The 23,259-nt window shown below is 67.7% G+C and carries 24 protein-coding genes; 10 read left to right on the forward strand and 14 right to left on the reverse strand.

The window, feature by feature from the left end:
• On the reverse strand, nt 1–1,598 hold a 1,598-nt coding region (locus tag J7528_RS13055; RefSeq protein ID WP_291874938.1), incomplete at its 3' end, for an SdrD B-like domain-containing protein.
• Between the two features lie 311 nt (nt 1,599–1,909).
• Nucleotides 1,910–2,143: a hypothetical protein gene (locus tag J7528_RS13060; protein ID WP_291874941.1), complete on the reverse strand. Its 234-nt coding sequence runs from the start codon at nt 2,141–2,143 to the stop codon at nt 1,910–1,912.
• Here J7528_RS13060 and J7528_RS13065 point away from each other — a divergent pair.
• On the forward strand, nt 2,142–3,218 hold the full coding sequence (locus J7528_RS13065) for an alkene reductase (protein ID WP_291874944.1): 1,077 nt from the start codon (nt 2,142–2,144) through the stop codon (nt 3,216–3,218). The genes J7528_RS13060 and J7528_RS13065 overlap by 2 nt on opposite strands.
• Nucleotides 3,219–3,323: 105 nt before the next feature.
• A complete protein-coding gene (locus tag J7528_RS13070) occupies nt 3,324–3,761 on the forward strand; it encodes a hypothetical protein (protein ID WP_291874947.1) in 438 nt (145 codons plus the stop codon).
• A 3-nt stretch (nt 3,762–3,764) separates the two neighbouring features.
• Here J7528_RS13070 and J7528_RS13075 read toward each other — a convergent pair whose 3' ends face one another.
• The 4 genes from J7528_RS13075 to J7528_RS13090 form a co-directional block, all read right to left on the reverse strand.
• Nucleotides 3,765–4,202, reverse strand: a complete 438-nt coding sequence (locus J7528_RS13075) for a VOC family protein (RefSeq protein ID WP_291874949.1) — start codon at nt 4,200–4,202, stop codon at nt 3,765–3,767.
• Between the two features lie 49 nt (nt 4,203–4,251).
• Entirely contained in the window at nt 4,252–4,428 is a 177-nt protein-coding gene (locus J7528_RS13080) for a hypothetical protein (RefSeq protein WP_291874951.1), read from the reverse strand.
• Nucleotides 4,429–4,493: 65 nt separating this feature from the next.
• Nucleotides 4,494–6,341, reverse strand: coding sequence for an ABC transporter ATP-binding protein/permease (locus tag J7528_RS13085; protein WP_291874955.1), 1,848 nt, complete (start codon nt 6,339–6,341; stop codon nt 4,494–4,496).
• A 5-nt stretch (nt 6,342–6,346) separates the two neighbouring features.
• A complete protein-coding gene (locus J7528_RS13090; protein WP_291874958.1) occupies nt 6,347–7,168 on the reverse strand; it encodes a hypothetical protein in 822 nt (273 codons plus the stop codon).
• 123 nt (nt 7,169–7,291) lie between these two features.
• Here J7528_RS13090 and J7528_RS13095 point away from each other — a divergent pair, with 123 nt between their 5' ends.
• On the forward strand, nt 7,292–7,912 hold the full coding sequence (locus J7528_RS13095; protein WP_291874961.1) for a TIGR00730 family Rossman fold protein: 621 nt from the start codon (nt 7,292–7,294) through the stop codon (nt 7,910–7,912).
• Between the two features lie 69 nt (nt 7,913–7,981).
• On the forward strand, nt 7,982–8,281 hold the full coding sequence (locus tag J7528_RS13100; RefSeq protein ID WP_291874964.1) for a hypothetical protein: 300 nt from the start codon (nt 7,982–7,984) through the stop codon (nt 8,279–8,281).
• Between the two features lie 69 nt (nt 8,282–8,350).
• On the opposite strand, the gene J7528_RS13105 is transcribed toward J7528_RS13100, so the two are convergent.
• The 5 genes from J7528_RS13105 to J7528_RS13125 form a co-directional block, all read right to left on the reverse strand.
• On the reverse strand, nt 8,351–8,476 hold the full coding sequence (locus J7528_RS13105; RefSeq protein ID WP_291874967.1) for a hypothetical protein: 126 nt from the start codon (nt 8,474–8,476) through the stop codon (nt 8,351–8,353).
• Nucleotides 8,477–8,744: 268 nt separating this feature from the next.
• Nucleotides 8,745–9,884 (reverse strand): acyl-CoA dehydrogenase family protein, encoded by a 1,140-nt coding sequence (locus J7528_RS13110; protein ID WP_291874969.1) that lies wholly within the window; start codon nt 9,882–9,884, stop codon nt 8,745–8,747.
• Nucleotides 9,885–10,066: 182 nt separating this feature from the next.
• Nucleotides 10,067–11,281 (reverse strand): acyl-CoA dehydrogenase family protein, encoded by a 1,215-nt coding sequence (locus J7528_RS13115; protein ID WP_291874972.1) that lies wholly within the window; start codon nt 11,279–11,281, stop codon nt 10,067–10,069.
• 152 nt (nt 11,282–11,433) lie between these two features.
• Nucleotides 11,434–12,315: a nicotinate-nucleotide--dimethylbenzimidazole phosphoribosyltransferase gene (locus tag J7528_RS13120; RefSeq protein ID WP_291874975.1), complete on the reverse strand. Its 882-nt coding sequence runs from the start codon at nt 12,313–12,315 to the stop codon at nt 11,434–11,436.
• Between the two features lie 56 nt (nt 12,316–12,371).
• Nucleotides 12,372–12,731, reverse strand: coding sequence for a hypothetical protein (locus tag J7528_RS13125; RefSeq protein WP_291874977.1), 360 nt, complete (start codon nt 12,729–12,731; stop codon nt 12,372–12,374).
• A 94-nt stretch (nt 12,732–12,825) separates the two neighbouring features.
• On the opposite strand from J7528_RS13125, the gene J7528_RS13130 reads away from it, so the two are divergent.
• Complete coding sequence (locus tag J7528_RS13130) at nt 12,826–13,044, forward strand: DUF1289 domain-containing protein (RefSeq protein WP_291874980.1); 219 nt, start codon at nt 12,826–12,828, stop codon at nt 13,042–13,044.
• A gap of 6 nt (nt 13,045–13,050) precedes the next feature.
• Here the strand turns inward: J7528_RS13130 and J7528_RS13135 are convergent, their stop codons facing one another.
• Nucleotides 13,051–13,377: a hypothetical protein gene (locus J7528_RS13135; protein ID WP_291874982.1), complete on the reverse strand. Its 327-nt coding sequence runs from the start codon at nt 13,375–13,377 to the stop codon at nt 13,051–13,053.
• A 280-nt stretch (nt 13,378–13,657) separates the two neighbouring features.
• On the opposite strand from J7528_RS13135, the gene J7528_RS13140 reads away from it, so the two are divergent.
• Nucleotides 13,658–14,176, forward strand: coding sequence for a TIGR02281 family clan AA aspartic protease (locus J7528_RS13140; RefSeq protein ID WP_291874984.1), 519 nt, complete (start codon nt 13,658–13,660; stop codon nt 14,174–14,176).
• A gap of 61 nt (nt 14,177–14,237) precedes the next feature.
• Here J7528_RS13140 and dusA read toward each other — a convergent pair whose 3' ends face one another.
• Nucleotides 14,238–15,257: a tRNA dihydrouridine(20/20a) synthase DusA gene (dusA, locus tag J7528_RS13145; protein ID WP_291874986.1), complete on the reverse strand. Its 1,020-nt coding sequence runs from the start codon at nt 15,255–15,257 to the stop codon at nt 14,238–14,240.
• 307 nt (nt 15,258–15,564) lie between these two features.
• Here dusA and J7528_RS13150 point away from each other — a divergent pair, with 307 nt between their 5' ends.
• From J7528_RS13150 to J7528_RS13165, 4 genes are read left to right on the forward strand one after another with little or no spacing between them, the layout of a single operon-like run.
• Nucleotides 15,565–17,625 (forward strand): TonB-dependent receptor, encoded by a 2,061-nt coding sequence (locus J7528_RS13150; protein WP_291874990.1) that lies wholly within the window; start codon nt 15,565–15,567, stop codon nt 17,623–17,625.
• Nucleotides 17,626–17,627: 2 nt separating this feature from the next.
• Nucleotides 17,628–18,167, forward strand: coding sequence for a MotA/TolQ/ExbB proton channel family protein (locus J7528_RS13155; protein ID WP_291874992.1), 540 nt, complete (start codon nt 17,628–17,630; stop codon nt 18,165–18,167).
• Complete coding sequence (locus J7528_RS13160; RefSeq protein ID WP_291874995.1) at nt 18,164–18,511, forward strand: DUF2149 domain-containing protein; 348 nt, start codon at nt 18,164–18,166, stop codon at nt 18,509–18,511. Before J7528_RS13155 ends, J7528_RS13160 begins: the two co-directional genes overlap by 4 nt.
• Nucleotides 18,508–22,221 (forward strand): cobaltochelatase subunit CobN, encoded by a 3,714-nt coding sequence (locus J7528_RS13165; protein ID WP_291874998.1) that lies wholly within the window; start codon nt 18,508–18,510, stop codon nt 22,219–22,221. The genes J7528_RS13160 and J7528_RS13165 overlap by 4 nt, the downstream gene beginning before the upstream one ends.
• Here the strand turns inward: J7528_RS13165 and J7528_RS13170 are convergent.
• Nucleotides 22,218–23,249: a methionine synthase gene (locus J7528_RS13170; protein ID WP_291875000.1), complete on the reverse strand. Its 1,032-nt coding sequence runs from the start codon at nt 23,247–23,249 to the stop codon at nt 22,218–22,220. The genes J7528_RS13165 and J7528_RS13170 overlap by 4 nt on opposite strands.
• Between the last annotated feature and the right edge of the window lie 10 nt (nt 23,250–23,259).

Raw genomic sequence — 23,259 nt, forward strand, 5'->3', positions numbered from 1 at the left:
ATGTTGGTGATGTTGCCGCCGGCGTCCAGTTCGGCCTGGGTCACCGCGTGGTTGGCCGTGTAGTGCCAGGTCTCGGTCACATCCAGGGCGTTGTCGTGGTCCAGGTCGCCGCTGTTGAAGCCGCCCACCAGCACCGGGGCCAGGTTCGACACGAACGGATCGGAGACGGTGACGCCCGTTAGAGTGACATTGCCAGTGTTCTGGACGCTGATCGTGTAGCCGATCAGTTCGCCGACCACGTTGGCCGTCCCGCCAGGGACGCTGGCGTCCTTGGTGATGTTCAGGGCTGGATTGCGGGCCAGGGACACCGTCTCAGGGTCGGTGTCGGTCGCCGTCAGCCCACTGGCCGAGACGCCCGTGGCCGTGCCTGTGTTGGTGTAGGTCCCCGCATCGACCTCGGCCTGGCTGAAGACGTGCGAAAGGCTGCCCGTGGCGCTGGCCCCAGGCGCCAGATCGTCCGCCTGGCCATCGCCGTCCCGGTCGGTCAAGCCCGACAAGGTGATGACCAGGTCGTCGCCCGTTCCCGGCGTGCCGTTGTCATCGACAAGGGTGACGTTGAGCAGGTTGACGGTCCCGGTGTTGGTGACCGTGAAGTTGAAGATCTGGCTGTCGCCGGCGCTGTCGCCATTGCCTGTGACGTCGGTGCGGACGCCCGCCGTCTTGACCACGTCGATGTGCGGCGGAATCGGCTGGTTGCCGATCTCGATGTTGTAGGTCTGCTGCTTGGACAGGGTGACGCTTTCATAGTCGCCCGTGGTCTGGGTCCAGCCGTCCTTGAGCACCTCGTCGACGCGAACCGTTCCCAGCGACAGCGGCATGCCGGTGAAGGCGAAGGCGCCGTTGGCGTCGGTGACCGTCGAGCGCTCGCCGGCGTCCAGCACGCCATTGTTGTTGCTGTCAACGAAGATCGTCCAGCCCGCCAGCCCGACCTCGCCGGCGTCCCTGACGCCGTTGCCGTTGGCGTCGAGGAATTTCACGCCCGCGATCGTGGCGGTCTTTTCGGTGTTGAATTCCTCGAAACCATCATCGGCGCCATAGGCCGTGCCCGGCCGCCCGAATTCGGCGTAGAGGCTGACATAGGTCGTCGTTATGTCGGCGCCGCTAAATAGCGAAACGGGGACGTAGAAGATGTAGTCGTCGTTGCCGCTGCCCGAGGCGTGAGCGTTCAGCAGCAGGGTCCTGTCCCCGCCGGCGTCCAGGTCGAACACCTTGGTGAAGCCTGCGCCCAGTTCCTGCGTTCCGGCGTTGTAGTCGGAGGCCACGGCGGGAGCCGACGAAAAATAGAGCTTCATGCTGTTGAGCGAGACAAGAGGATTGGCGTTGGTCTCGTTCAGGTCCAGACGGAACTCGAGATAGGATACGCCGCCGATCACCTTGACGGGCACATCGGCCACACGCAGGGAGCTGGTCTTGCTGGCGTCGGTGTCGAGAACGCCGGTGGCGTCAGTGTTGAAGCCCTCCTCCACCCCGATGTTGTCGTCGATGGCGAGGAAGGGGTCATAGATCCCGGTGCCCGAGCCGATCGGGTCGCCGTAGCTGATGATGACGCCGCCGATCGTCGTGCTGCTGCCCGCCGAGGTTAGATCGATGTCGGCCATGGCCAACTCCTGTCCGTTCCACCCACGGGCGCACCCGAGACCGCGGTCCAAGGTTTCTCGCAGGCGTACCCGCGAGCGCGCGCAATCGCCGGAAGGCGCTCAACGGAAGGGGCGGCGGAGCGGCCAGCAGGGCCAGGGGCGTCGCTCGGTCCACGTCGATTCACGGGAAATCGACGCACCTAATCAACACTGCACGCTAGAGAAGCTTTTGATCCCCCCGAAACGGAGCCGTGTCAACAGTATTACAGAGCGGAAACGTCAGAAATAATTCAATAATTCCAGATATATAATCAATAGTAGATAGAGAAAATTCAGCCCAGAACAACAATCGACAACTTAGGGAGCAGAGCCCCCGCCAGAACTTCAACTTCCAGTCCTGCGACGCCGAGCGCAGCGGTCGATGGAACGCCGATCGCCGTCCATTCAGTTTCCCTGTGGGCGACCTTCAGAATAATCCGCCCCAGCGACTGTTGCGAAACCGCCGAGCCCCTCCAGATATCGCCCTGAAGCCGGCGAAGGCCGGCCAGCTCAAGGGACGCTTTCATGCCCACACTGTTCGATCCGCTTCGCCTCGGCGACCTGAACCTGCCCAACCGGGTGGTGATGGCGCCCCTGACCCGCCTGCGCGCCGGCCCCGGCGCAGTTCCCACCGCCCTGATGGCCGAATATTACGCTCAACGCGCTTCGGCGGGCCTGCTCATCACCGAAGGCGTGCCCGTCTCGCCCCAAGGCGTGGGCTACGCCAACGTGCCGGGCGTCTGGAGCCAGGAGCAGGTCGAAGGCTGGAAAGCCGTGACCAAGGCCGTGCACGACAAGGGCGGCCGTATCTTCATGCAGATCTGGCACGTGGGTCGGATCTCCGATCCGTCGCACCTGAACGGTGACGCCCCCGTGGGGCCTAGCCCGATCGCCGCCAAGGGCCACGTCAGCCTGCTGCGTCCCGAACGTCCCTACCCCACCCCGCGCGCCCTCACGACCGAGGAAGTCGCCGGCGTGGTCGAGGACTTCCGTCGCGCCGCGCAGAACGCCAAGGCCGCCGGCTTCGACGGCGTGCAGTTGCACGGCGCCAACGGTTACCTGCTGGACCAGTTCCTGCAAGACGGCTCCAACCAGCGCACCGACCGCTACGGCGGCTCGATCGAGAACCGCGCCCGTCTGCTACTGGAAGCCACCGACGCAGCGATCTCGGTGTTCGGCCCCGGGCGCGTGGGCGTGCACCTGGCGCCCCGCGCCGACAGCCACTCGATGAGCGACAGCGACCTGCCGGCGACCTTCGCCTATGTCGCCAAGGCCCTGGGCGAACGCAAGATCGCCTTCGTCTCGGCCCGCGAATATGAGGCCGCCGACAGCCTGGCCGCCGATCTGCGCAAGGCGTTCGGCGGGGTCTACATCGTCAACGAGCGGTTCGGACGCGACAGCGCCGAGGCCGCGCTGAACGATGGCAGGGCCGACGCCGTCGCCTTCGGCAAGGCCTACATCGCCAATCCGGACCTGGTCGAGCGCCTGCGTGAAGACGCCGAGCTGAACGCGCCGGACCCGACCACCTTCTACGGCGGCGGTGCGCGCGGCTACACGGACTATCCGACCCTGGCGGAAGTCCGCGCGGTCGCCGCCGAGTAGACGCCCCAACCGCTCCGGCGGCATTTTCGACCAAGCCTGTATCCGCCGCCTCATTTGCGGCGTTGGGTCTTCACCCCGCGTCACGCAGCGGATACAGGCTTAACCATGACGACGCATACCCGTGATCAATGGAAGACCGTTATCGAGCGCGGCGTGGCGGCGCTGGACTTCCGGATCGACAGTCCTCCCCAGGCGGTGAAGCCGACCATGGTCAGCCAGCCCGCCCCGCAGAAGCGCGCGCTGCCGGTGCTGATCTTCAACGCCGTGGCGGCGGCGGCGGTCGTGGACACCTGGGTGGCAGGCGGCGAAGGCGAGGTGCTGATTGACCGTCCGGCCATCCTCGCCCGCCAGAAGCTGGTCAACGCCAAGGCGGCCGAACCGCCGGGCAGCTCCCAATCGCCCTTTTCGACCGGCTACGCAGCCTCGTATCGGCTGGAGCTGGCCCGCCTCCTGTGGTTGGCCATCATCGACGCCCCGGCCGAACGGCTGGAGACCCTGGCGGCTTCCTACGCCCCGCCGGAGCAACGCACCAAGCTGGTCTGAGGCCTACCAGACGCCGGTGTTGGGCATCGAGGCCCAGGGCTCCGCCGGTTCCAGATGGCCGTCCTGCAGCAGCTCGACCGAGATGTTGTCTGGCGAGCGGACGAAGGCCATGTGGCCGTCGCGCGGCGGACGATTGATCGTCACACCCATGTCCATCAGACGCTGGCACGTCGCGTAGATGTCTTCGACCTGGTAGGCCAGGTGGCCGAAGTTGCGGCCGCCCTGGTAGTCTTCCGGATCCCAGTTGTAGGTCAGCTCGACCAGCGGCGCCTTGCGCTCCTTGGCCAGTTCGGCATCGCCCGGAGCAGCGAGGAAGATTAGGGTGAAACGGCCCTTCTCGTTCTCCATCCGGTGCATCTCGGTCAGGCCCAGGCCTTCGCAATAGAAGCGCAGGGAGGCGTCGAGGTCCTTCACGCGGACCATGGTGTGGAGATAGCGCATTGCGGGCTCCTGAAACGGTTGCGAGGGTTCTAGCGCGATCCGGCGTCGACTATTTGGCGGCGGCTTCGCGGCCCAGAACCTTCTGGGCGCGCTCGACGGCTTCCAGAAGGCCGCTCAGCGCCACGCCCTCGGGGCTGTCGGCGCGATAGATCTCGCGCAGGGCCGGAACCCGTTCCTGGCAGGCGGCCATGGCTTCCAGGGCCCGATCGATCTTTCGCGTCAGCATGACAGTAACCGCCGTTTCGTTCTCATTTCGTTCTAGACGGCCGAGCGACGGTGTCAACGCCCGCGCTACTCGGCTGCTAGCGGCTTCTCGCGAGTCTGCCTCCGCCACAAGGCCGCATATTCGCCGCCCGCTTCCAGGAGCGCCGCATGGGCGCCGCGCTCAACGACCTTGCCTCGCCGCAGCACGATGATCTCGTCGGCGTCAGCGATCGTGGACAGGCGGTGAGCCACCACCAGGGTGGTGCGCCCGGCCCGCGCCTTGCGCAGCGTGGCCTGAATGGCGGCCTCGGTGCGGCTGTCCAGGGCGCTGGTCGCCTCGTCAAGGATCAGCACGCGCGGATCGGCCAGCAACGCCCTGGCGATACCCACCCTCTGGCGTTCGCCGCCCGAAAGCTTCAGCCCTCGCTCACCGACCTTGGTGGCCATGCCTTCGGGCAGGTTCCGGATGAAATCGCCCAGTTCGGCCGCTTCGGCGGCGGCCCAGACCTCGGCCTCCGACGCGTCGGGACGGGCGAAGGCGATGTTGGCCATCAGGGTGTCGTTGAACAGGGCCACATCCTGCGGCACCAGCGCCACGGCCTGCCGCAGCGAGGCCTGGCGCAGGGCCTTCAGGTCATGACCATCCAATGTGACGCGCCCCGCCTGCGGATCGATCATCCGAAGGGCCAGGCGCACCAGGGTGGTCTTGCCTGCGCCGGACGGGCCAACGATGGCCACGGTCGAGCCCGGCTGGGCGGTAAACGACACCTCCTGCAGCCCCTCGGATCGCGCGCCGTGGCGGAAGGAGACACTCTCGAAGGCCACGGCCCCGCCGCGACGGTCTGCCGGCGGCGGCAGGTCGATGGCGTCGGACGCGTCGGCCACGTCGGGCTGGGCCCGGCGCAGCTCCAGCATGGCCTCCATGTCGATGAACGACTGGCGGATCTCGCGATAGGCGAAGCCCAGGATGTTGAGCGGCCCATAGAGGTTCACCAGGATCAGCACGGCGGCGGTCACGTCGCCGGGACCGATGCGTCCGGAGGCCGCCTCCGCGCCCGCCAGGATCGCCATCACGCCCAGTCCCAGGCTCATCACCGCCGACTGCACCACATTCAGCACGGTCAGGGAGTTGGTGGCGCGGATGTTGGCCTGGCCATAGACGTGCAGCGCCTTGTCGTAGCCCGACACGGCCCGCTCCTCGGCCCCGAAGGCCTTGACCGTCTCGTAGTTCAGCAGGGCGTCGACGGCTCGGCCGGCGGCTTCGGCGTCGGCTTCGTTCATGGTCCGGCGGTGGCCGATCCGCCAATCCGAGATCGTGAAGGTCAGCACGCCGTAGATCACCACGGTGACCACGGCCGTCAGGGCGAAACGCCAGTCGTAGGCCTTGGCCAGCACGGCGGCGGCCATCAGCAGCTCGACGAACGTGGGCGCGATGTTGAAGACCAGGCCGCGCAGCAGGAAGTCCATCGACCGCGCGCCCCGGTCGATCACCCGCGAAAGGGCGCCGGTGCGCTTGGTCTGGTGGAAGTCGATCGACAGCGACAGGGCGTGGGCGAAGGTTTCGACGGCTGCCCGGTTCTGGGCCGCCTGGGCCACGGGGGTGAACACCGCGTCGCGCGCCTGGGGCGCGGCGGCGGCGATGAAGCGGATCAGCGCCCAGCCGGCGGCCAGGCCCGCGAAGGCGAAGCCGACCTGAACGGCCGCGCCTTGCCCCGCGCTCAATTCGTTGACCGCCTTGCCCAGCAGCAACGGCGCGACCACGCCCAGGAACTTGCCCACGAAGGTGAAGGCCAGCGCCAGCGTCACGCGCCAGCGCAGGCCCGGGGCCTTGGATCGCATGACCAGCCGCCAAAGATCCGCCATCGCTCTCCAGCCGTCCGGCTTGACTTCCGGAGCGGAGATTGCGCCCGAGACGGGCGCGCCGCGCGACGCCATCCCCCTCAACGTGCGCCGCCTTCCACCAGTTGGGTCGTCTGGACACCGCCGCCGGGCGTCATCCAGTCCACGCGCCAACCGATGGGCGTGCGGGTGGTCCGGACCGGCCCGCCGGTGGGCGGGGCCGGCGGCGCCACCTCGACGTCGACCTGCTGTTCCCCGCCCTCTCCAGCCACCTGGATCGTGCGCACACCGGCCTTCAGCGCCTGATTCAGCGACAAGGTGAAGCGACCGGCCTCGTCGGCCTTGCCTTCGGCGCGGGGCGCACGGTCGACGCGAACGCCCAGGCCCGCTCCGGGAGCGGCCACGCCCGAGATCACGCCGCCGCCGCTGCGGTCGTAATCGACGGCCAGGATCCTGGGCGCGTCGGACGCGGTCGCCGTCACCTCTGCGCCAGCGCCCGCGCGGAGCAGAACCAACTTTCCCTCCGGCGTAATCATCACATAGCCCTGGGCCTGGACGGTCCGCCCCTCCAACGTCATCGACAGACCGAACAAGCGCGGCGCTGCGGCGGGAGGAGCACGCAGCCGCCAGCGCCCATCGGCGTCGGCGCGCCCGACCAGGGCCTCGCCCGTCGGCGAACCCAGGCGAACACTGGCCTGCGGCGCGGCCTCGCCCTGCAATTCCACCCCGTCCGCCTGCAGCACGGCGGAGACCGCGCGCGGCGGCGTCAGATAGCCGGCCTGGGGACTGGAACGCTCAGTGTCGGAGCCGCCGGGATCGTGACGCCAGCTGCCCTTTCCCCCATCGCATCCGGTCAGGGCCAGCGGCGCGGCCAGGGCCAGGGCCAAGGTCGACTTGAAACGCCTGTCGCGAATCCTGTTCATTCCTGTTCCAAACCTCGCCAGGCTCGCCGAACGGCCTGGCGCGCCCTATCCCTCGTTTCACGTGCGGCGCGTCGGCCCGGTTCACAAGGGTCGGCGCGCGCATTCTTTCTGGAGTGGACGACGATGTCCGACCTGTCCAGCCGCACGGCGGCGCCGCTGACCTCGGTCTGTGTCTATTGCGGATCGTCGAACGCCGCGGATCCGGCCTACATGGAGGCCGCCTATCAGATCGGGGCCGATTTCGCGAAAGCCGGCCTGAAACTGGTCTACGGCGGCGGCGGCGTAGGCCTGATGGGCGCGGCGGCGCGCGGCGCGCACGAAGCAGGCGGCAAGGTGCTGGGCATCATTCCCGACTTCCTGCGCGGACGGGAACAGCCGTTCGACGACGTCGAGACCGTAATCGTGACCTCGATGCACGAGCGCAAGATGATGATGTTCGAGCGCTCGGACGCCTTCGTCGTGCTGCCTGGCGGCATCGGCACGCTGGAAGAGATCATCGAGCTGCTGTCCTGGCGGCGCCTGGACCTGCACCGCAAGCCGATCGTGTTTCACAGCCCGGGCGGCTTCTGGGAGCCCCTGTTCGCCCTGCTTCAACACACGATCGACCGAGGCCTGACCCCGCCCGCCCTGGCCGACGCCTGGCGGTCGGTGGAGGATGCGGCCGAGATTACGCCCACGCTACTGGCGTGGGAGGACGAAAGCGTGCAAACAGATGTTTCAGAGGCCGTTCGCCTGTTGACTTAGTTTCGAAAGGCAACGAACCTTGGGTTGGGCCGGCCTCCCGTTGTCGGCCCGGGGATATAGGAAACAAGCATGCGTATCTTCATCGCCGCGCTGGTCGCGGCTTCCGCCATTTCGTCCACGGCCCTGGCCGCCGAAGGCGCCGTCGTCAAGCTCAAGGCTCCCAGCAAGGTCCCGACCCTGATCCAGGACGGCGCGGCCTGGCGCTGCAACGGCGACGTCTGCGCCGCGCCGCAGGTCAAGGCCCTGCCCGCCGCCCGGGCTTGCCGCAAGATCGCCGCCGAGCTTGGCGCGATCGAGACCTTCAACTATCGCGGCGAAGCGCTGGACGCTGCGGCCCTGGCCGACTGCAACACGTCCGCCAAGCCGTAGGCCCGGCGACCTTTCCAGACGAACCAGGGGCGGCCGCTTCGCGGACCGCCCCTTTTTCATGCCCGCAAATCAGGCCTTGCCGCTTTGGGGCTTGGGCTGGGACGCAGGCGGCTTCTGCGGCGTCCTTCCGCCCACCAGCATCCCGCCGATCAGGGCGAAGGACAGCATGGCGTGGTTCATCTTCGATACGTTCATCGGCGGCGTCTCCCAGACAGGCCGTTGGACCAGGAGATGCGTGCGGCTCACAGGGGCTTCCACCCTCCCAGTCGTCAGCGCGTCGACGAAAAGAATGCGCCGAAGCCGAGTCCGCGCAACGAAAATAATCCGAACCCTGATCAATTCCGTCCACGGACGATCAGCTTTCTCCTTTCCGTGCAAAGCCTTGCCCGGAAAAGAAAAAGCCGTCCGCGGCGGCATGTCGCGGACGGCTTCGGCTTCAATCGTCAGTTGTCCGTAGGCGACCCTAGGCAGCCTTGCCGAACGACAGCCCCTCGTAGCGCTTCAGGTGATGGTCGACCGAGCCGAAGAGGCCTTCGATCAAGGTCGCACGCTTGAAGTAGTGCCCGATAGCCAGCTCGTCGGTCATGCCCATGCCGCCATGGATCTGGATGGCGTTCTGGCCGACGAACTTGCAGGCGCGACCGATGCGGACCTTGGCGGCCGAAACGGCCTTGGCGCGCTCGGCGTCGCTTTCGTCCAGTTTGATCGTAGCCATGTAGGTCATCGACACGGACTGCTCGACCTCGATGAACATGTCGACCATCCGGTGCTGCAGCACCTGGAAGTTCGAGATGGCCGTACCGAATTGCTTGCGCTGCTTGGCATAGTCCAGCGTGCCTTCATGCAGCTTGCGCAACACGCCCACGGCCTCGGCGCCGACGGCGGCGGTGGCTTCGTCGATCACCTTGTTGACCAGACCCAGGCCGTCCTCGGCGACCAGGGCGTCGGCCGGGATCGAGACGTTCTCGAAATAGACCTCCGAGGCGCGGTTGCCGTCTACGGTGGGGTAGTCGCGGGTGACGATGCCCGGCAGGGTCTTGTCGATCAGGAACACGCCGACACCCCCCGCATCACGCTGGCCGCCGCCAGTGCGGGCGGTAACCACCAGGTGGGTGGCGAACGGCGCACCAACCACGACAGCCTTGTGGCCGTTCAGGACCCAGCCCGAGCCGTCCTTCTTCGCCGTGGTCTTCAGGTCCTGCCAGGTGTAGCGCGCCTGGGGCTCGGCATAGGCGAAGGCGATCGTGGTCGTTCCGCCAACGATGCCCTCGACGACCGAGGCGGCCCCGGCATAGCCCGAGTGCTTCATGAAGCCGCCGCCGATGACGACGGTGCCCAGATAGGGCTCGATGACAAGCGCCTTACCGAACTCCTCCATGATGATCATGTTGTCGATGGCGCCGCCGCCCAGACCGCCCAGTTCCTCGCTGAACGAAGCGCCGAGAATACCCAGCTCCTCGGCGAAAGCTTTCCAGTAGTCCGGCCGCCAGCCCGCCTCGGAACTGACGATCTTGCGGCGGGTCTCGAAGTCGTACTTGTCCTGCAGGAAGCTCGCGACCGTGTCGCGGACCATCGACTGCTCTTCGGTGAAGTTGAAGTCCATGAGGGTGGTTTCCTCTTATGGCTCCCGTTTGGGAGTTGATTGTTCTGTTTCCGGACCCTTCGCCCCTTGCGGGAGGTGGCGTCCGAAGGGCGTGGGATGAGGGGCGCGCGGGATCGCGCCAGAAACCCCTCGTCCGTTGCTTCGCGACACCTTCTCCCGCGCGGGGAGAAGGCAAGACAGGATCAGAGCCCCAGCACCATCTTGGCGATGATGTTGCGCTGGATTTCGTTGGAGCCGCCATAAATCGACGTCTTGCGGACGTTGAAATAGGTCGGCGCGGCGCGGTGGGCCCATTCCGGACCGATCGGATGGGCGTTGTCGCCGTCCTTCGGGAAGCCACGGAAATAAGGCGCGCCGTAGTGGCCGGCCGCCTCCAGCACCAGTTCGGTGATGCGCTGCTGGATCTCGGTGCCCTTGATCTTCAGGACCGAGGATTCCGGGCCTGGCCCCTTGCCAGCCGCTTCGCCGGCCAGGGTGCGCAGTTCGGTGTATTCCAGCGCCGTCAGGTCGATCTCCAGGTCGGCGACCTTGCGCTTGAACATCGGATCGTTGATCAGCGCGTCGCCGTCATCGCCCAGTTCGGTCGAGGCGATCTGGCGGATCCGCTCGATGCCGCGCTTGCTGCGCGCCACGCCGGCGATGCCGCTGCGCTCGTGAGCCAGCAGGAATTTGGCGCAGGTCCAGCCCTTGTTCTCTTCATAGATGCGGTTCTCGACCGGCACCTTGACGTTCTCGAGCCAGACCTCGTTGACCTCGTGCTCACCGCCCAGGGTGATGATCGGGCGCACGGTCACGCCGGGCGACTTCATGTCGATCAGCAGGAACGAGATGCCTTCCTGGATCTTGGCGTTCGGATCGGTGCGGACCAGGCAGAAGATCCAGTCGCCGTGCTGGGCCAGGGTGGTCCAGGTCTTCTGGCCGTTGACCAGGTAGTATTCCTTGCCGTCGTCGCCGGTGAAGCGCTCGGCCTTGGTCTTGAGGCTGGCCAGGTCCGACCCCGCGCCCGGCTCGCTGTAGCCTTGGCTCCACCAGATGTCGCCCGACAGGGTCGGCGGCAGGAAGCGTTCCTTCTGCTCCGGCGTGCCGAACGTGTAGATCACCGGGCCGACCATGTTGATGCCGAACGGCAGGATCGGCACGCAGTCGGCGCGGGCGGTCTCTTCCGACCAGATGTAGCGTTGCACCGAGGTCCAGCCCGGACCGCCGAACTTTTCCGGCCAGGCCGGGGCGACCCAGCCCTTCTTGGCGAGGGTGCGGTGCCAGGAGAGGAAGTCCTCCTTGGCCATCTCCTCGCCCTCCTCCTGCTTCTCCCGCAGGCCCGCCGGATAGTTCTCGGCGATGAAGGCGCGGACCTCGTCGCGGAAGGCGAGGTCCTCGGGCGAGAAGTCGAGATTCATGGCGAGCTCCCGTTCAGCCGGCCTCTCTAAGGGAGGCCGTTATTTGAGTTTCGGGCGCCACGATAGATGTCGAACGAACGTTTGGAAAGATGACGTTAGCGTCAACGGAAGCGAATGTTATCCGCGTTCACTTAACGCCAACCCGGAGAGCCTCAGCGCACCTCGCAGGCCAGCTTGACGAGCGCCAGGGCCGAGGCGCCGCCGACCCCTTCCTCGTCCACCGTATCGAGCGTCAGAAGCGGACGCTTGTCGAGGATTTCGAGCAGTTTCGCGTGCCCCGTGGACGGGCTGACATGAGCGGCCAGGCAGTGGTCGATGGCGCTCGGCTCGACGGCGCGGACGATGGCGGCGGCGGCGCAGGCGGCGTAGCCGTCCAGCAGCACCGGGATCTTCTGGGTGCGAGCCGCCAGGATGGCGCCGACGACGGCGGCGGTCTCGCGACCACCCAGCTGGCGCAGGATTTCGAGCGGATCGTCGCCCATGCCCTCGGCCTGGGCGCGCGCCACGGCGGCGGCCACGGGCTCGGGATCATCCGACCAGTCCGAAGCCTCGCCGCCGAACAGGGCCAGGCAGACGGCGGCAGCCGTACGGGCAGGCTCGGCGACGATGACGCCGGGGATCAGCAGGTCAGGCTGCTTGGCCAGGGCCTCCATGCCGAAGGCCATGGTGGCGGCGGCTTCCTTCTCGCTCATCGAGGCTTGCCCGATGAAGTCGGGCGACGGCCGGTCGATGGCCAGGTCGAACGCCTCCAGGCCCGCGCCCTGCACGCCGGCGATGCGCGAAACGGTCGCCCCGCCCGAGGCGATGGCCTCTAGACGATCGCGAGCATAGCCGCGGGGCCCAACCTCCTTACGGGCGCCGGCATAGAGCGCCACGACCGGACGGTTCACCGCCGGCGGGCTCTTGCCGCTCCAGGCGGTCAGCCATGCCGAGATCTCGGCCAGACGCCCCCCTTGCTCCAGCACCGGAGATGGGCCCGGCGCGGGCGGCGAAACGGCGAGTTGGCGGATGTCGGCGAAGGGGGAAGCGGTCATGAGCGCGGACTTAAACCGGTCCGCGCCCAAAGCAACCCCGCAAGGACGAGAAAGGCCTAGGACGAAGCGCCCGAGGTCGCGACCGACGTGCCCAGATAGGCCTGGCAAGAGCCGCCCAGCTCGGCGGTCAGCTTGGCCTTCACCGCGTCATTGCGGGTCTTGCCGGCGCGACGGGCGTCGTCGCGCGTGCTGTCGCCGCGATCGCGCATCGAGATGTCGCGCCCCCGGCCCTGGTCCTTGATCTGGGCGGTCAGAGCGGTGGCGTCCACCGCGCCCAGGTCGGCCGATTGGGCCAGACCCAGGCAACGGTTGGCCTTTAGATATTCAGCGTCGCTCCAGCGATCGGCGGCGAAGGCTGGCGCGGCGGCGGCCGACAGAGCAGCGCCGGTCAGGACGATAGCGATGAGCTTGCGCATGGACGTTTATCCTTCTCTCTGGTGATCCGAGCACGACGGGGCCTTCGCCGCCGACGCTTGCGCTCGGGCGTTTGGACGCTCAGAACTCTTTTTGATGACTGCTCCCGCCGCCCCGCCTCGCCCGATCGTCACGCCCTGCGTGAAGGTCTGCGCGGTCGATGGAACGACGGGCTACTGCCTGGGCTGCCGCCGGACCCTGCCGGAGATCGCCGGCTGGGCCAGGCTGACCGACGAGGAGCGCGCGGCGATCATGGCCGCCCTCCCCGACCGCCCCGATCCAGTGGCCGCGCTGATGGCGGCCACCGGGGGCTAAGCCCGCTTACTTCGCGCCGCCCATATAGGCCGCGCAGGCGCCGTCACGTTCAGCCAGAAGCTTGGCCTTCTTCTCGCCGTCGGCGCCGTCGGCTTCCTTGGCGGCGGCCTGGATCTTCTTTTGCGCCGAGACGCGGATCGCCAGTTCGCGCGAACCGCCTTCGGCGCGCAGGAAGGTGTCGAGCGCAGCGGTGTCCAGCTTGCCCAGGTTCTCCGAACCCGCCAGCCCACGGCAGCGCGCGGCTTCCAGGAACTGCAGGTTCGTGACCGGGCTGGCGTTGGCGACGCTAGCGAACGACGCGATGGCGGCAGTCGCGATGATCAGCGATTTCATGGCGTTTTCCCTCGATAAGCCACTTTATTGTCTGAGGGACAGATAACGCCGAGCCAAAGTTTTCCGAAGTTAATTCGAGGACATGAAAAGCATTACGGCGACGTAATCTTTAATATTAAATCGATGTAATATGAACGTCGTTCAGTACATGAGTATACTTGTTATGATATTGATAACCATGGCGTGAAAATCGCCCTGCTGATTCACGCCTTGAAAACGCCTCCCTGCTAATGATTTAGGTAACGGCCGCAGAAGCGGTCTCAAAGCCGGTATGGCGAGGGTGTCTTTTATGTTGAGGTTCGCGGCGATCGCTTTCGTGGGCGCCCTGTCGGCGGTCGGCGCGGCCAAGGCCGTCGTCTCGCTGGACGACCTGCGTCACCCGGAGCTGCGCGCCCCGACCGCGGCCTCGGCCACCCTGGGCGGCGCCGAAGGCGGCGCGGCCCAGATCACCAAGGATCGTGACGGCCACTTCTGGGCCCAGGGCGCCGTCAACGGCAAGGCCGTGCGCTTCCTGGTCGACACCGGCGCTACCGCCGTCTCGCTCAGCATGGCCGACGCCCAGCGCCTGGGCATCGACACCAGCAAGCTGACCTACGACTACAACGTCATCACCGCCGACGGCCGCACCCGCGCCGCCTCGGTGCACCTGGCCAGCGTCGCCATCGCCGGCGCCAAGGTCCGCGACGTCGACGCCCTTGTCATCGAGAAGGGCCTCGAGAACTCGCTGCTGGGCATGAGCTATCTGGGCCGCCTGTCGCGGTTCGAGGCCACCCCGAACTCGCTGATCCTGCACCCGTAGCAAGCGCGACAGCCAAAGGTGGCCGCCGGTTTTGGCGGCCGTCGCGCGCCAAGAATTAAGACTAAGCGGCGGGCGCCTCAGCCCGCTCTTCGCGCGCCGCCAAGGCCGCGCGCACGGCGTCCAGCGCCCGATCCACAACCTCAAGACCCGCGCCTGCCTTGACGCCCTCGACCGTCAGGATGCGCCGCCACGCCCGCGCGCCCGGCAGGCCGTGGAACAGGCCCAGCATGTGCCGGCTCATCGCCGCCAGATGCGTGCCCGCCGCCAACTCGCGCGCCAGGTATGGCTTGTAGCGCTCGACGGCCTCGAAACTGTCTACATCGGCGACGTCCAGGCCGAACACCCGCCGATCCACCTCGCCCAGCAAACCCGCCTCATGATAGGCCGCGCGGCCCAGCATCACGCCGTCGACGCCGTTCGCCAGGTGCTCCAACGCCACCTCGATGCCCGGCACGCCGCCGTTGATCGCGATGATCAGGTTCGGTCGCTCACGCTTGAGCCGGTAGACCAGGTCATAGTCCAGCGGCGGGATGTCGCGGTTCTCCTTGGGCGACAGCCCCTGCAGCCAGGCCTTGCGGGCATGGACCACGAAGCTCTCGACCCCCGCCGCCGCGCTGCGATCGACCAGGGTGAACAGCGCCTCTTCCGGATCCTGGTCGTCGACGCCGATCCGGCACTTCACCGTCGCCGGGATCTTCACCGCGCCCTTCATCGCGGCCATGCACTCGGCCACCAGATCCGGCTCACGCATAAGGCAGGCGCCGAAGCGGCCACTCTGCACGCGGTCCGAGGGACAGCCGACATTGAGGTTCACCTCGTCATAGCCATAGTCCTCGGCGATCCGCGCCGCCTGCGCCAGTTCGGCCGGATCCGATCCGCCCAGCTGCAGCGCCACCGGGTGCTGGCCCGGGTCGTAGCCCAGCAGCTTCTCCCGATCCCCGTGCACCACCGCGCCGCTGGTCACCATCTCGGTATAGAGCAAAGCCTGGCTGGACAGCACGCGGTGCAGCGACCGGCAATGCCGGTCGGTCCAGTCCATCATCGGGGCGACGGAAAATCTATGTGGTTGAAATTCTTGCATCTTCGGAGCGGTATAGAGAAACCAGGTCGCTATATAAGCCAGACTTCCCGGTTTCGCGAGGACGCGCGCCAATGGGCCGCGGGCGCGAAGCGCCATTGATCTCGGCGCGACGCCCGACAAGACCCGGACCGCCAACAGGCCGCACGTATTCGAAGCCGCGAACCGCGGGCGCGCGAAAGCTTCACCAACTCCGACTACGGAGCTGATAAACAAGGAGAAATTTCAATTTCCAAGCTTCGCTAGAAGCTATTGATTGTTACGATATAACGTTGCATAGGCGAGCCTTGGGTATTTCGGGGATCGCCTCATGTCAATCAAGCACACCGCCGTGGCCGCCACAGCCCTCGCCGCCTCGCTCGCGCCCTTGGCGGCGCACGCCGACGCTCTGGCCGAAGCCGCCGTCGACCAAGTGGTCGTCACCGCCAGCCGCAGCGCCGAAAGTCGCCAAGACGTCGCGTCCTCGGTCGAGGTGGTCAGCGCCCGGAAGCTCGACGCGACGGTCGGCCTGGGCTTCATCGACCTGCTGAAGAAAAACGCCGGCGTCGACGTCATCCAGTATCCGAACGGCCTGGCGGGCGTGGGCCTGCGCGGCCTACGGCCCGACTTCGAGTTCTCGATCAATCCGCGCACCCTGACCCTGGTCGATGGTCGCCCGTCGGGCTCGACCAGCTTCACGACCATCGCGCCTGAAGGGATCGAGCGAGTGGAGGTGCTGAAGGGCCCCGCCTCCGCCCTCTACGGCGCCTCGGCGATCGGCGGGGTGGTCAACATCATCACCAAGCGTTCGAAGGGGCCGCTGAGCGGGATGGCCTCGGTGGGCTACGGCTCGTTCGACACCTGGCGGGCCGACGCCTCGGCCGGCGGCTCGATCACGGCGCGGACCGACTTCGACGCCTCGCTGGGCTATGTCGACCAGGGCGACAACTTCAAGACCGGCGACGGCAAGACGCGCCCCAACAGCGACTATGACCGCCTGTCGGGCCGCCTGCGCCTTGGCGCGGACGTCTCCGATATCGTCCGCCTCGACGCCTCCGTGGACGGCGCCCGCCTGCACAACAGCGCGCCGGGCCCCTACTCCTTCAATCCCCAGACGCCGAGCGACACGCAGCTGTCGCGCGTCGGCGGCGACCTGCGCCTGACCGTGAGCCCGGCCGACCACCGCATCGCCGTCGTCGGCTATGCCAGCCACGACGCCTATCAATACTTCACCATCGCGCCGGCCAGCGGGGCCAGCGCCCAGCAACGCTACCGGTCCTCGCGGACGGAGGCCGACTACAAGGGCGCTCAACTGCAGGACACCTGGAACCTGCGGCCTGACCTGTCGCTGACCTACGGCTTCGACTGGCAGCGGGTCGAGATCGAGCGTCAGTCGTTCCTGGCCAGTGGCGCGGGCAAGGCCCCCTCCAGCCCCAACGAGATCCGCGACACCAAGGCGCTCTTCGCCGAGGCCAGGCTGAAACTGCTGGACGACCGGCTGATCCTGACCGCCGGCGGTCGCCAGGACTGGATCACCGCCAAGACTCTGGCGACGCCGCTTCTGGCCACCTTCACGCCCGGCAAGACGGATTTCGAGGTGTTCAACCCGCGCGGCGGCGTGGTCTTCAAGCTGACCGAAGCCCTTCGCCTGCACGCCACGGCCGGTCGCGCCTTCGCGCCGCCCCAGGGCAACCAGATCGCCGGCCAGAGCGAGGAGATCGCCGGCGCCCAGCGCCGCCTGACCAACGGCAATCCCGACCTCAAGCCCGAGCGCAACACCACCTACGACGTGGGCCTGGGCTATGCGGATGCGCGCCTGGCCGCCGACGTCACCTATTTCGATTCCGAGACGCGCGGCACGATCGCCACCGTGGTGCTGACCAACACCACGACCCTGCGCCAGAGCACCTATGTCAACGCCAACCGCTCGCGCTACCGGGGCCTGGAAGGCGCGCTGGACGCTGACGCTGGCGCCTATCTGGGCCTGCCCGCCGGCCGCGTGACCCTGTCGGCCACGGCCACGCACCTGATCAAGTCCGAGGACCTGATCGGCGGCGTCCCGACCCCGGTGCGCAACGTCGCCGACTGGAAGGCGGACGTCTCGGCCACGGTGTCGGACGGCGCCCGGCTCTCGGCGACCCTGACCGCCCGCTACAACGGTCCGCGCTGGGACGGCGACAACACCCAGGGCTTCATCTACACGGGCGGCAAGGGCGGGACCTTTCTGTACGACCGCTTCACCGTGCTGGACCTGTCGGCCCGCTGGAAGGCCACATCGCGCGACACCCTGCGCCTCGACATCTCCAATCTTTTGGACAAGGCCTACTACGAGAAGGGCGACTACCCCATGGCCGGCCGCGCGCTCTATGTGCGCTATGCGCGGAGCCTCTGATCATGTGGGCCAAGGCGCTTCTCTCACAACTGGCCGGCGTGCTCTTCCTGCCGGTCACCTTCGCCCTGCTGGCCATCGTCGCCTGGCTGCTCGTGCAGCTGGGTGCGACCCTGCGTGAGGCCCTCGAACGGATGATCGGCCGCCGAGCCCGGCGCGACGCGAGCCTGGCTGACCTGACGCACGCCGCCGAAGGACCAGTCGATGGCCTCGCGCTGAGATTGGAAGCCCGCGTCCTTGACGCCGAGGCGGCCGCGCAACGCCGGCTCAACGCCGTGCGCTTCGCCATCAAGGTCGGCCCGTCCCTGGGTCTGATGGGCACGCTGATCCCGATGTCGGCGGCGCTGACGGGCCTGGCCAAGGGCGACCTGCCCTCGCTGGCCGGCAACATGGTCATCGCCTTTTCCAGCACCGTGGTCGGCATCGCCGCCGGCGTCGTGGCCTATGTCCTGACCCTGGTGCGCGAGGACTGGACCCGCCGCGACCTCGACGCCCTGCGCCTGGAAGCCGACCGGCGACTGCAAGCGGCGGAGGCTCGAGGATGAGGCGCCCGCGCTTCTCGCGTCGCCCGGCTCCGCCCGTCCACGACGAGGACCCTCTGTCGGGCGTGGCCAACCTGTTCGATGTCAGCCTGGCCTTCATCGTGGCGATGAGCGTGGCGCTATTTTCGATGTTCGGGGCGCGCAGCCTGTTCGATGAGAAGTCCGACTGGACCCTGACTCACACCGCCGCCGACGGCCGGCTGGAAATCGTCCAGAAGCAGGGCCGCCAGATCAAGGTTCAGAAGGTCACCGACAAGAAGCTCTCCGGCGACGGCGACCGGCTGGGCGTGGCCTACAAGCTGGCCGACGGCCGGGTGATCTATGTGCCCGAGGACAAGGCAAAATGATCCGGCGGTTGCTTCTTGGCCTGCTGACCCTGCTCGTGTTCGCCGCCCCGGCAGCCGCCCAGGAACGTCCGCTTCGCGTGGCCGTCGTCTCGATCGAGCTGGCCGCCAATCCGGGCCTGGCCCAGGCCGCAGCCCGGCGGGTTGCGGGCGAGATGACCGTCGACCTCTACGGCCTGGGCAAGGGTCTGCTGCCCAGCGTCGAGGACGCCGATCTTGCCGCTTACGACCTCGTCATCGTCGAGGGCGTTGGACCGCAGCTCCTGGGCTACGCGGCCAAGTTCGACGCGGCCCGCGCCAGGACCAAGCTGGTGGTCGTCAACGGCGAGCGCTGGATCAAGGGCAATGTCGACCCCGCCACCCTGCCCGACCTGCAGGCCTACTGGACCAACGCCACCGAAGAGAACTACGTCCGGCTGCTGGGCTATCTGAAGGTTCGGGTGCTGGGTCGACCGGGTCAGATCGCGCCGCCCATCGTCTATCCGGAGACCGCCTTCTACCATCCGCAGGCGACCGGTCCGTTCCAGACCTTGGGCGCCTATGAGACCTGGGAGCGCCAGCGACTACCGGATGGCGACAAGCGTCCGCGCATCGCCATCCTGTTCTATCGCAGCGTGGTGCTGGCCCGGAACGCCGGCGTCGTCGACGCCCTGATCGCCGAGGTCGAACGCCAGGGCGGCCTGCCCATTCCCCTGTGGCGCAAGGACAGCGCCGCCTCGCTGCGCCTGCTGGGCGCGGGCGGGGCAGACGCGCCCGACGCCCTGATCCTGTGCGGTTCGTGGATCGACTATCAGGACCATGCGGCCGGCGCGGCGGCGGCCAAGGCCCTCGGGTCGGTCATTCTGGGGTGCAACACGGACTACGCCCGCACGCCCGCGCAATGGGCGGCTTCCCCCGCCGGCATGGCGCCGTCGGGCCAGCTGGCGATGAGCGAGCTGGAGGGGTTGATCGAGCCGATGACCGTCGGCGCGCGAGAGATCGACGCCAGCGGCGCGGCGGTGATGACGCCGATCCCCGAACAGATCGAATGGCGCGTGGCTCGGGCCATGCGCTGGGCGCGGCTCAAGCGCCTGGCCAATACCGAAAAGCGGCTGGTCATCCCCTACTACAGCGAGGCGCGCGACACGGCCGATGTCGGCTCCGATCCCGACAGCTATCTGGACGCCCAGGGCAGTCTGGTCGTCCTGCTCCGCCGCCTTAAGGCTGAAGGTTATGATGTGGGCGCTGAGCCCCTGCCCGACCGCGACCAGCTTTCGGCGCTGCTGCGCGACAGGGGTTCGAACCCAAAGACCGCCGCCGAACTGACCTCGCGGGTCAGGGACGGCTCGGTCGCGCTCGTCCCGGAAGCCGACTACCGCGCCTGGTGGGGCGCTCTGCCCAAGGCGGCCCGTGACGCCCAGGTCGCCCAGTGGGGGCCGCCGCCGGGCGACCTGATGGTTCACACCGATAACCAGGGCCGCCGTTTCCTCGCCATTCCGGTCCTGAAATTCGGCAAGATCGCGCTCGCGCCGCATCCGATCTGGGGCATGCAGGAAGCTCGCGGCCTTGCCGCCCAGGGCGCGCTGACGCCGCATCACCAGTACGCGGCCTTCTATTTCTGGGCCCGCGAGGTCTGGAAAGCCGACGCGCTGCTGCCTCTGTTCACCCAGATCAGCCTGATGCCCGGCAAGCAGGAGGGCCCGGCCGCCACCGACTGGATCGGCCTGCTGGTCGGCGACCTGCCACATATCCAGCCCACGCCGCTACAGGCCAACGGTGGGGTGTCGAACAAGCGCCGCGCCAACGCCTTGACCATCGGCTTCATGCCCGAACTGGTCCGCGCCGGCCTGGCGCCGGAGCTCGCGGTGCTCAAGCGCCAGGTGGCGGCTAGCGACGAAGCGTCCGCGCGCAAGGCGGCCGGCCAACTGGGCCTGGGCGCGCCCCTGGGCCTGGATCCCGCCACCGCGCCCTGGTCGGCGCTGCGACCGGCGCTGGAGGCCTATCTGGACGAGATCGCTCGCGCCCCGGCCCCGCAAGGCGGCCACGTCCTGGGCGTCGCCCCGTCCGACGCTGTCACCGCCCGCATCGTCCAGGCGATGGTCGATGGCCCCGACCTTCCCACCGTCGAGGCGGTGCTGGCCGGCCGCCCTGGCGACCTTCCTCCCGATCAGCAAGCCCGCATCCTCGACTATGCCGACCGCGTGCGCGCCGCGCCGCGCGAGCTGGACGCCGTCATCGACGCCCTGGCCGGCCGCTTCGTCACGCCCGGCCCCAATGCCGACGCCCTTCGCAATCCCGACGCCCTGCCGGCCGGCCGCAATCCCTACACGCTGGACACCCGCGCCCTGCCCTCGCCCCAGGCTTGGGCGACCGGCGCGCGCTTGGCCGACGAGATGGTCGCCGCCTATCGCAGCCGACACGGCGGCGCTGCGCCTCGCAAGGCCGCCTTCGTGCTCTGGTCGGGCGAGACGGCGCTGAACGGCGGGGTGATGGAGGCGCAAATCCTGCGCCTGCTGGGCGTGCGACCGGTGTGGAACCCCAAGGGCCAGGTGGTCGATGTGGCGCTGGATGATCGCGGCGCGCTGGGTCGGGGTCGGATCGACGTGCTGGTCACCACCTCGGGAACCTATCGCGACCACTTCGGCGACAAGATCGCCCTGCTGGCCAAGGCCGTGCGCCTGGCGGCCGCGGCGGACGAGCCCGACAACGCCGTGCGCGTCGCCGTCAGCGCGACCCGCGCAAGTCTCCTGACCCAAGGCGTGTCGCCCGCCGAGGCCGACAAACGAGCTCTGCGGCGGATCTTCTCAACCGCGCCCGGCGCCTTTTCGCCGACCACCGAGTTCGCCGCCAAGGCAGATCCGGCGTGGAGCGACACCCAGATCGCCGCCCATTACGCCCAGCGCCTGGGTCATGCCTATGACGGCGGGCAGGAGGACGGCGCCGCCGATGGCGCGGCGTTTGCCGACAACCTGAAGACCGTGGATGCGGCCGTCTTCAGCCGCAGCTCCAGCGCCTACGGCCTGCTCGACACCCCGATGCCCGCCGCCTATTTCGGCGGCCTGGCCATGGCCGTGCGTCAGGAGACCGGCCGACGGATCGAGACCTATGTGGCCAACCTGCAGTCGCCGCAGGCCGCTCGCATCGAAACCGCGGATCGCACCCTGAACCGCGAGCTGCGCAGCCGCTATTTTAACCCCGACTGGATCAAGGCGATGCAGGCGGGCGGCTACAACGGCGCGCGTTATCTGTCCGAATTCACCGAGAATGTGCGGCTGTGGGAGATCACCGATCCGCGCCTGGTCAAGGATCGCGATTGGAACGAGGTGGCTGACGTCTATGTCCGCGACCGCTACGGGCTGGGCCTCAGGGAATACTTCGCTCGCAGCAATCCCCAGGCCTACCAGAACCTGGTCCGCACGCTGGTCGAGACCGCCGAGCAAGGCCGCTGGAAGGCCGACCGCGCCACGCTGTCGGCCCTCAAGCGCGAGCTCGCCGGCGCGGCGCCAGGCCCAGCGCCTTCTGGCAGGCCAACCGCCGCAGCTGCGGCCCCGGCGGCCAAGCCCGCCTTGAACGGCCTCGAGATCGAGACCGTGGCGACCCGCGTGCTCAGCGCGACACCACCGCCGGCCGCCGCCGCGCCCTCCTGGACCTTTCTGGTCGTCCTGCTGCTGGGGCTGATCGGCCTTGGCGGCATGATCGAGCCAGGACCCGGGCGGCGGCTCCACAACGCCTAGAAGACCCCGAGTTCCTTGCGGACGATCGCCGCGCCAGCGCACAGGGCGTTCAGCTTGCCTCTGGCTACATGACGCGCCAGGGGCGCCATGCCGCAGTTGGTCGAGGGGTAGAGCTTGTCGGCCTCCACGAACTGAAGCGCCCGCCGCAGGGTATCGGCGACCTCTTCCGGCGTTTCGACTGCGTCGCTGGCCACGTCGATGGCCCCGACCATCACCTTCTTGCCGCGGATCAGCTCGATCAGGTCCATCGGCACGCGGGAGTGGTGGCACTCCAGCGAGATGATATCGATCTTGGACTTCCGCAGGTTGGGGAAGGTCTGCTCGTACTGCCGCCACTCCGAGCCGAGGGTCTTCTTCCAGTCGGTATTGGCCTTGATGCCGTAGCCGTAGCAGATGTGGACGGCCGTCTCGCACTTCAGGCCTTCGGCCGCCTTCTCCAGGGTGGCGATGCCCCAGTCGTTGGCCTCGTCGAAGAAGACATTGAAGGCTGGCTCATCGAACTGGATGATGTCGACGCCGGCCGCCTCCAGCTCCCTGGCTTCCTCATTGAGGATCCTGGCGAATTCCCAGGCCAGCTTTTCGCGGCTCTTGTAGTGGGCGTCGTACAACGTATCGATCATCGTCATGGGCCCCGGGAGAGTCCACTTGATCGGCTGATCGGTCTGCGCGCGCAGATACTTGGCGTCCTCGACGAAGACCGACTTCGGGCGCGACACAGCGCCGACAACCGTCGGCACGCTGGCGTCGTAGCGATTGCGGATGCGGACGGTCTCACGCTTCTCGAAGTCGACACCTTCGAGGTGCTCGATGAAGGTCGTGACGAAATGCTGGCGGGTCTGCTCGCCGTCGCCGACGATCGTGATGCCGGCCTGCCGCTGATCGTCCACGGCCAGGCGCATGGCGTCCTGCTTGCCGGCGACCAGCGCCTCGTCCCGCAGCTTCCAGGGCGACCAAAGCTTCTCGGGCTCGGCCAGCCAGGAGGGCTTTGGCAGGCTGCCAGCGGTCGACGTCGGCAACAGCGTCTTCATGATAGGTGAC

The organism is Caulobacter sp., from assembly GCF_017744445.1.
GTDB lineage: Bacteria > Pseudomonadota > Alphaproteobacteria > Caulobacterales > Caulobacteraceae > Caulobacter.

Bases quoted from the DNA above. Each gene is read 5' to 3' on its own strand.
- J7528_RS13065 (WP_291874944.1), top strand. From the start codon at position 2,142: ATGCCCACACTGTTCGATCCGCTTCGCCTCGGCGACCTGAACCTGCCC.
- J7528_RS13060 (WP_291874941.1), bottom strand. From the start codon at position 2,143: ATGAAAGCGTCCCTTGAGCTGGCCGGCCTTCGCCGGCTTCAGGGCGAT.
- J7528_RS13070 (WP_291874947.1), top strand. From the start codon at position 3,324: ATGACGACGCATACCCGTGATCAATGGAAGACCGTTATCGAGCGCGGC.
- J7528_RS13075 (WP_291874949.1), bottom strand. From the start codon at position 4,202: ATGCGCTATCTCCACACCATGGTCCGCGTGAAGGACCTCGACGCCTCC.
- J7528_RS13080 (WP_291874951.1), bottom strand. From the start codon at position 4,428: ATGCTGACGCGAAAGATCGATCGGGCCCTGGAAGCCATGGCCGCCTGC.
- J7528_RS13085 (WP_291874955.1), bottom strand. From the start codon at position 6,341: ATGGCGTCGCGCGGCGCGCCCGTCTCGGGCGCAATCTCCGCTCCGGAA.
- J7528_RS13090 (WP_291874958.1), bottom strand. From the start codon at position 7,168: ATGAACAGGATTCGCGACAGGCGTTTCAAGTCGACCTTGGCCCTGGCC.
- J7528_RS13095 (WP_291874961.1), top strand. From the start codon at position 7,292: ATGTCCGACCTGTCCAGCCGCACGGCGGCGCCGCTGACCTCGGTCTGT.
- J7528_RS13100 (WP_291874964.1), top strand. From the start codon at position 7,982: ATGCGTATCTTCATCGCCGCGCTGGTCGCGGCTTCCGCCATTTCGTCC.
- J7528_RS13105 (WP_291874967.1), bottom strand. From the start codon at position 8,476: ATGAACGTATCGAAGATGAACCACGCCATGCTGTCCTTCGCCCTGATC.
- J7528_RS13110 (WP_291874969.1), bottom strand. From the start codon at position 9,884: ATGGACTTCAACTTCACCGAAGAGCAGTCGATGGTCCGCGACACGGTC.
- J7528_RS13115 (WP_291874972.1), bottom strand. From the start codon at position 11,281: ATGAATCTCGACTTCTCGCCCGAGGACCTCGCCTTCCGCGACGAGGTC.
- J7528_RS13120 (WP_291874975.1), bottom strand. From the start codon at position 12,315: ATGACCGCTTCCCCCTTCGCCGACATCCGCCAACTCGCCGTTTCGCCG.
- J7528_RS13125 (WP_291874977.1), bottom strand. From the start codon at position 12,731: ATGCGCAAGCTCATCGCTATCGTCCTGACCGGCGCTGCTCTGTCGGCC.
- J7528_RS13130 (WP_291874980.1), top strand. From the start codon at position 12,826: ATGACTGCTCCCGCCGCCCCGCCTCGCCCGATCGTCACGCCCTGCGTG.
- J7528_RS13135 (WP_291874982.1), bottom strand. From the start codon at position 13,377: ATGAAATCGCTGATCATCGCGACTGCCGCCATCGCGTCGTTCGCTAGC.
- dusA (WP_291874986.1), bottom strand. From the start codon at position 15,257: ATGCAAGAATTTCAACCACATAGATTTTCCGTCGCCCCGATGATGGAC.
- J7528_RS13150 (WP_291874990.1), top strand. From the start codon at position 15,565: ATGTCAATCAAGCACACCGCCGTGGCCGCCACAGCCCTCGCCGCCTCG.
- J7528_RS13155 (WP_291874992.1), top strand. From the start codon at position 17,628: ATGTGGGCCAAGGCGCTTCTCTCACAACTGGCCGGCGTGCTCTTCCTG.
- J7528_RS13160 (WP_291874995.1), top strand. From the start codon at position 18,164: ATGAGGCGCCCGCGCTTCTCGCGTCGCCCGGCTCCGCCCGTCCACGAC.
- J7528_RS13165 (WP_291874998.1), top strand. From the start codon at position 18,508: ATGATCCGGCGGTTGCTTCTTGGCCTGCTGACCCTGCTCGTGTTCGCC.
- J7528_RS13170 (WP_291875000.1), bottom strand. From the start codon at position 23,249: ATGAAGACGCTGTTGCCGACGTCGACCGCTGGCAGCCTGCCAAAGCCC.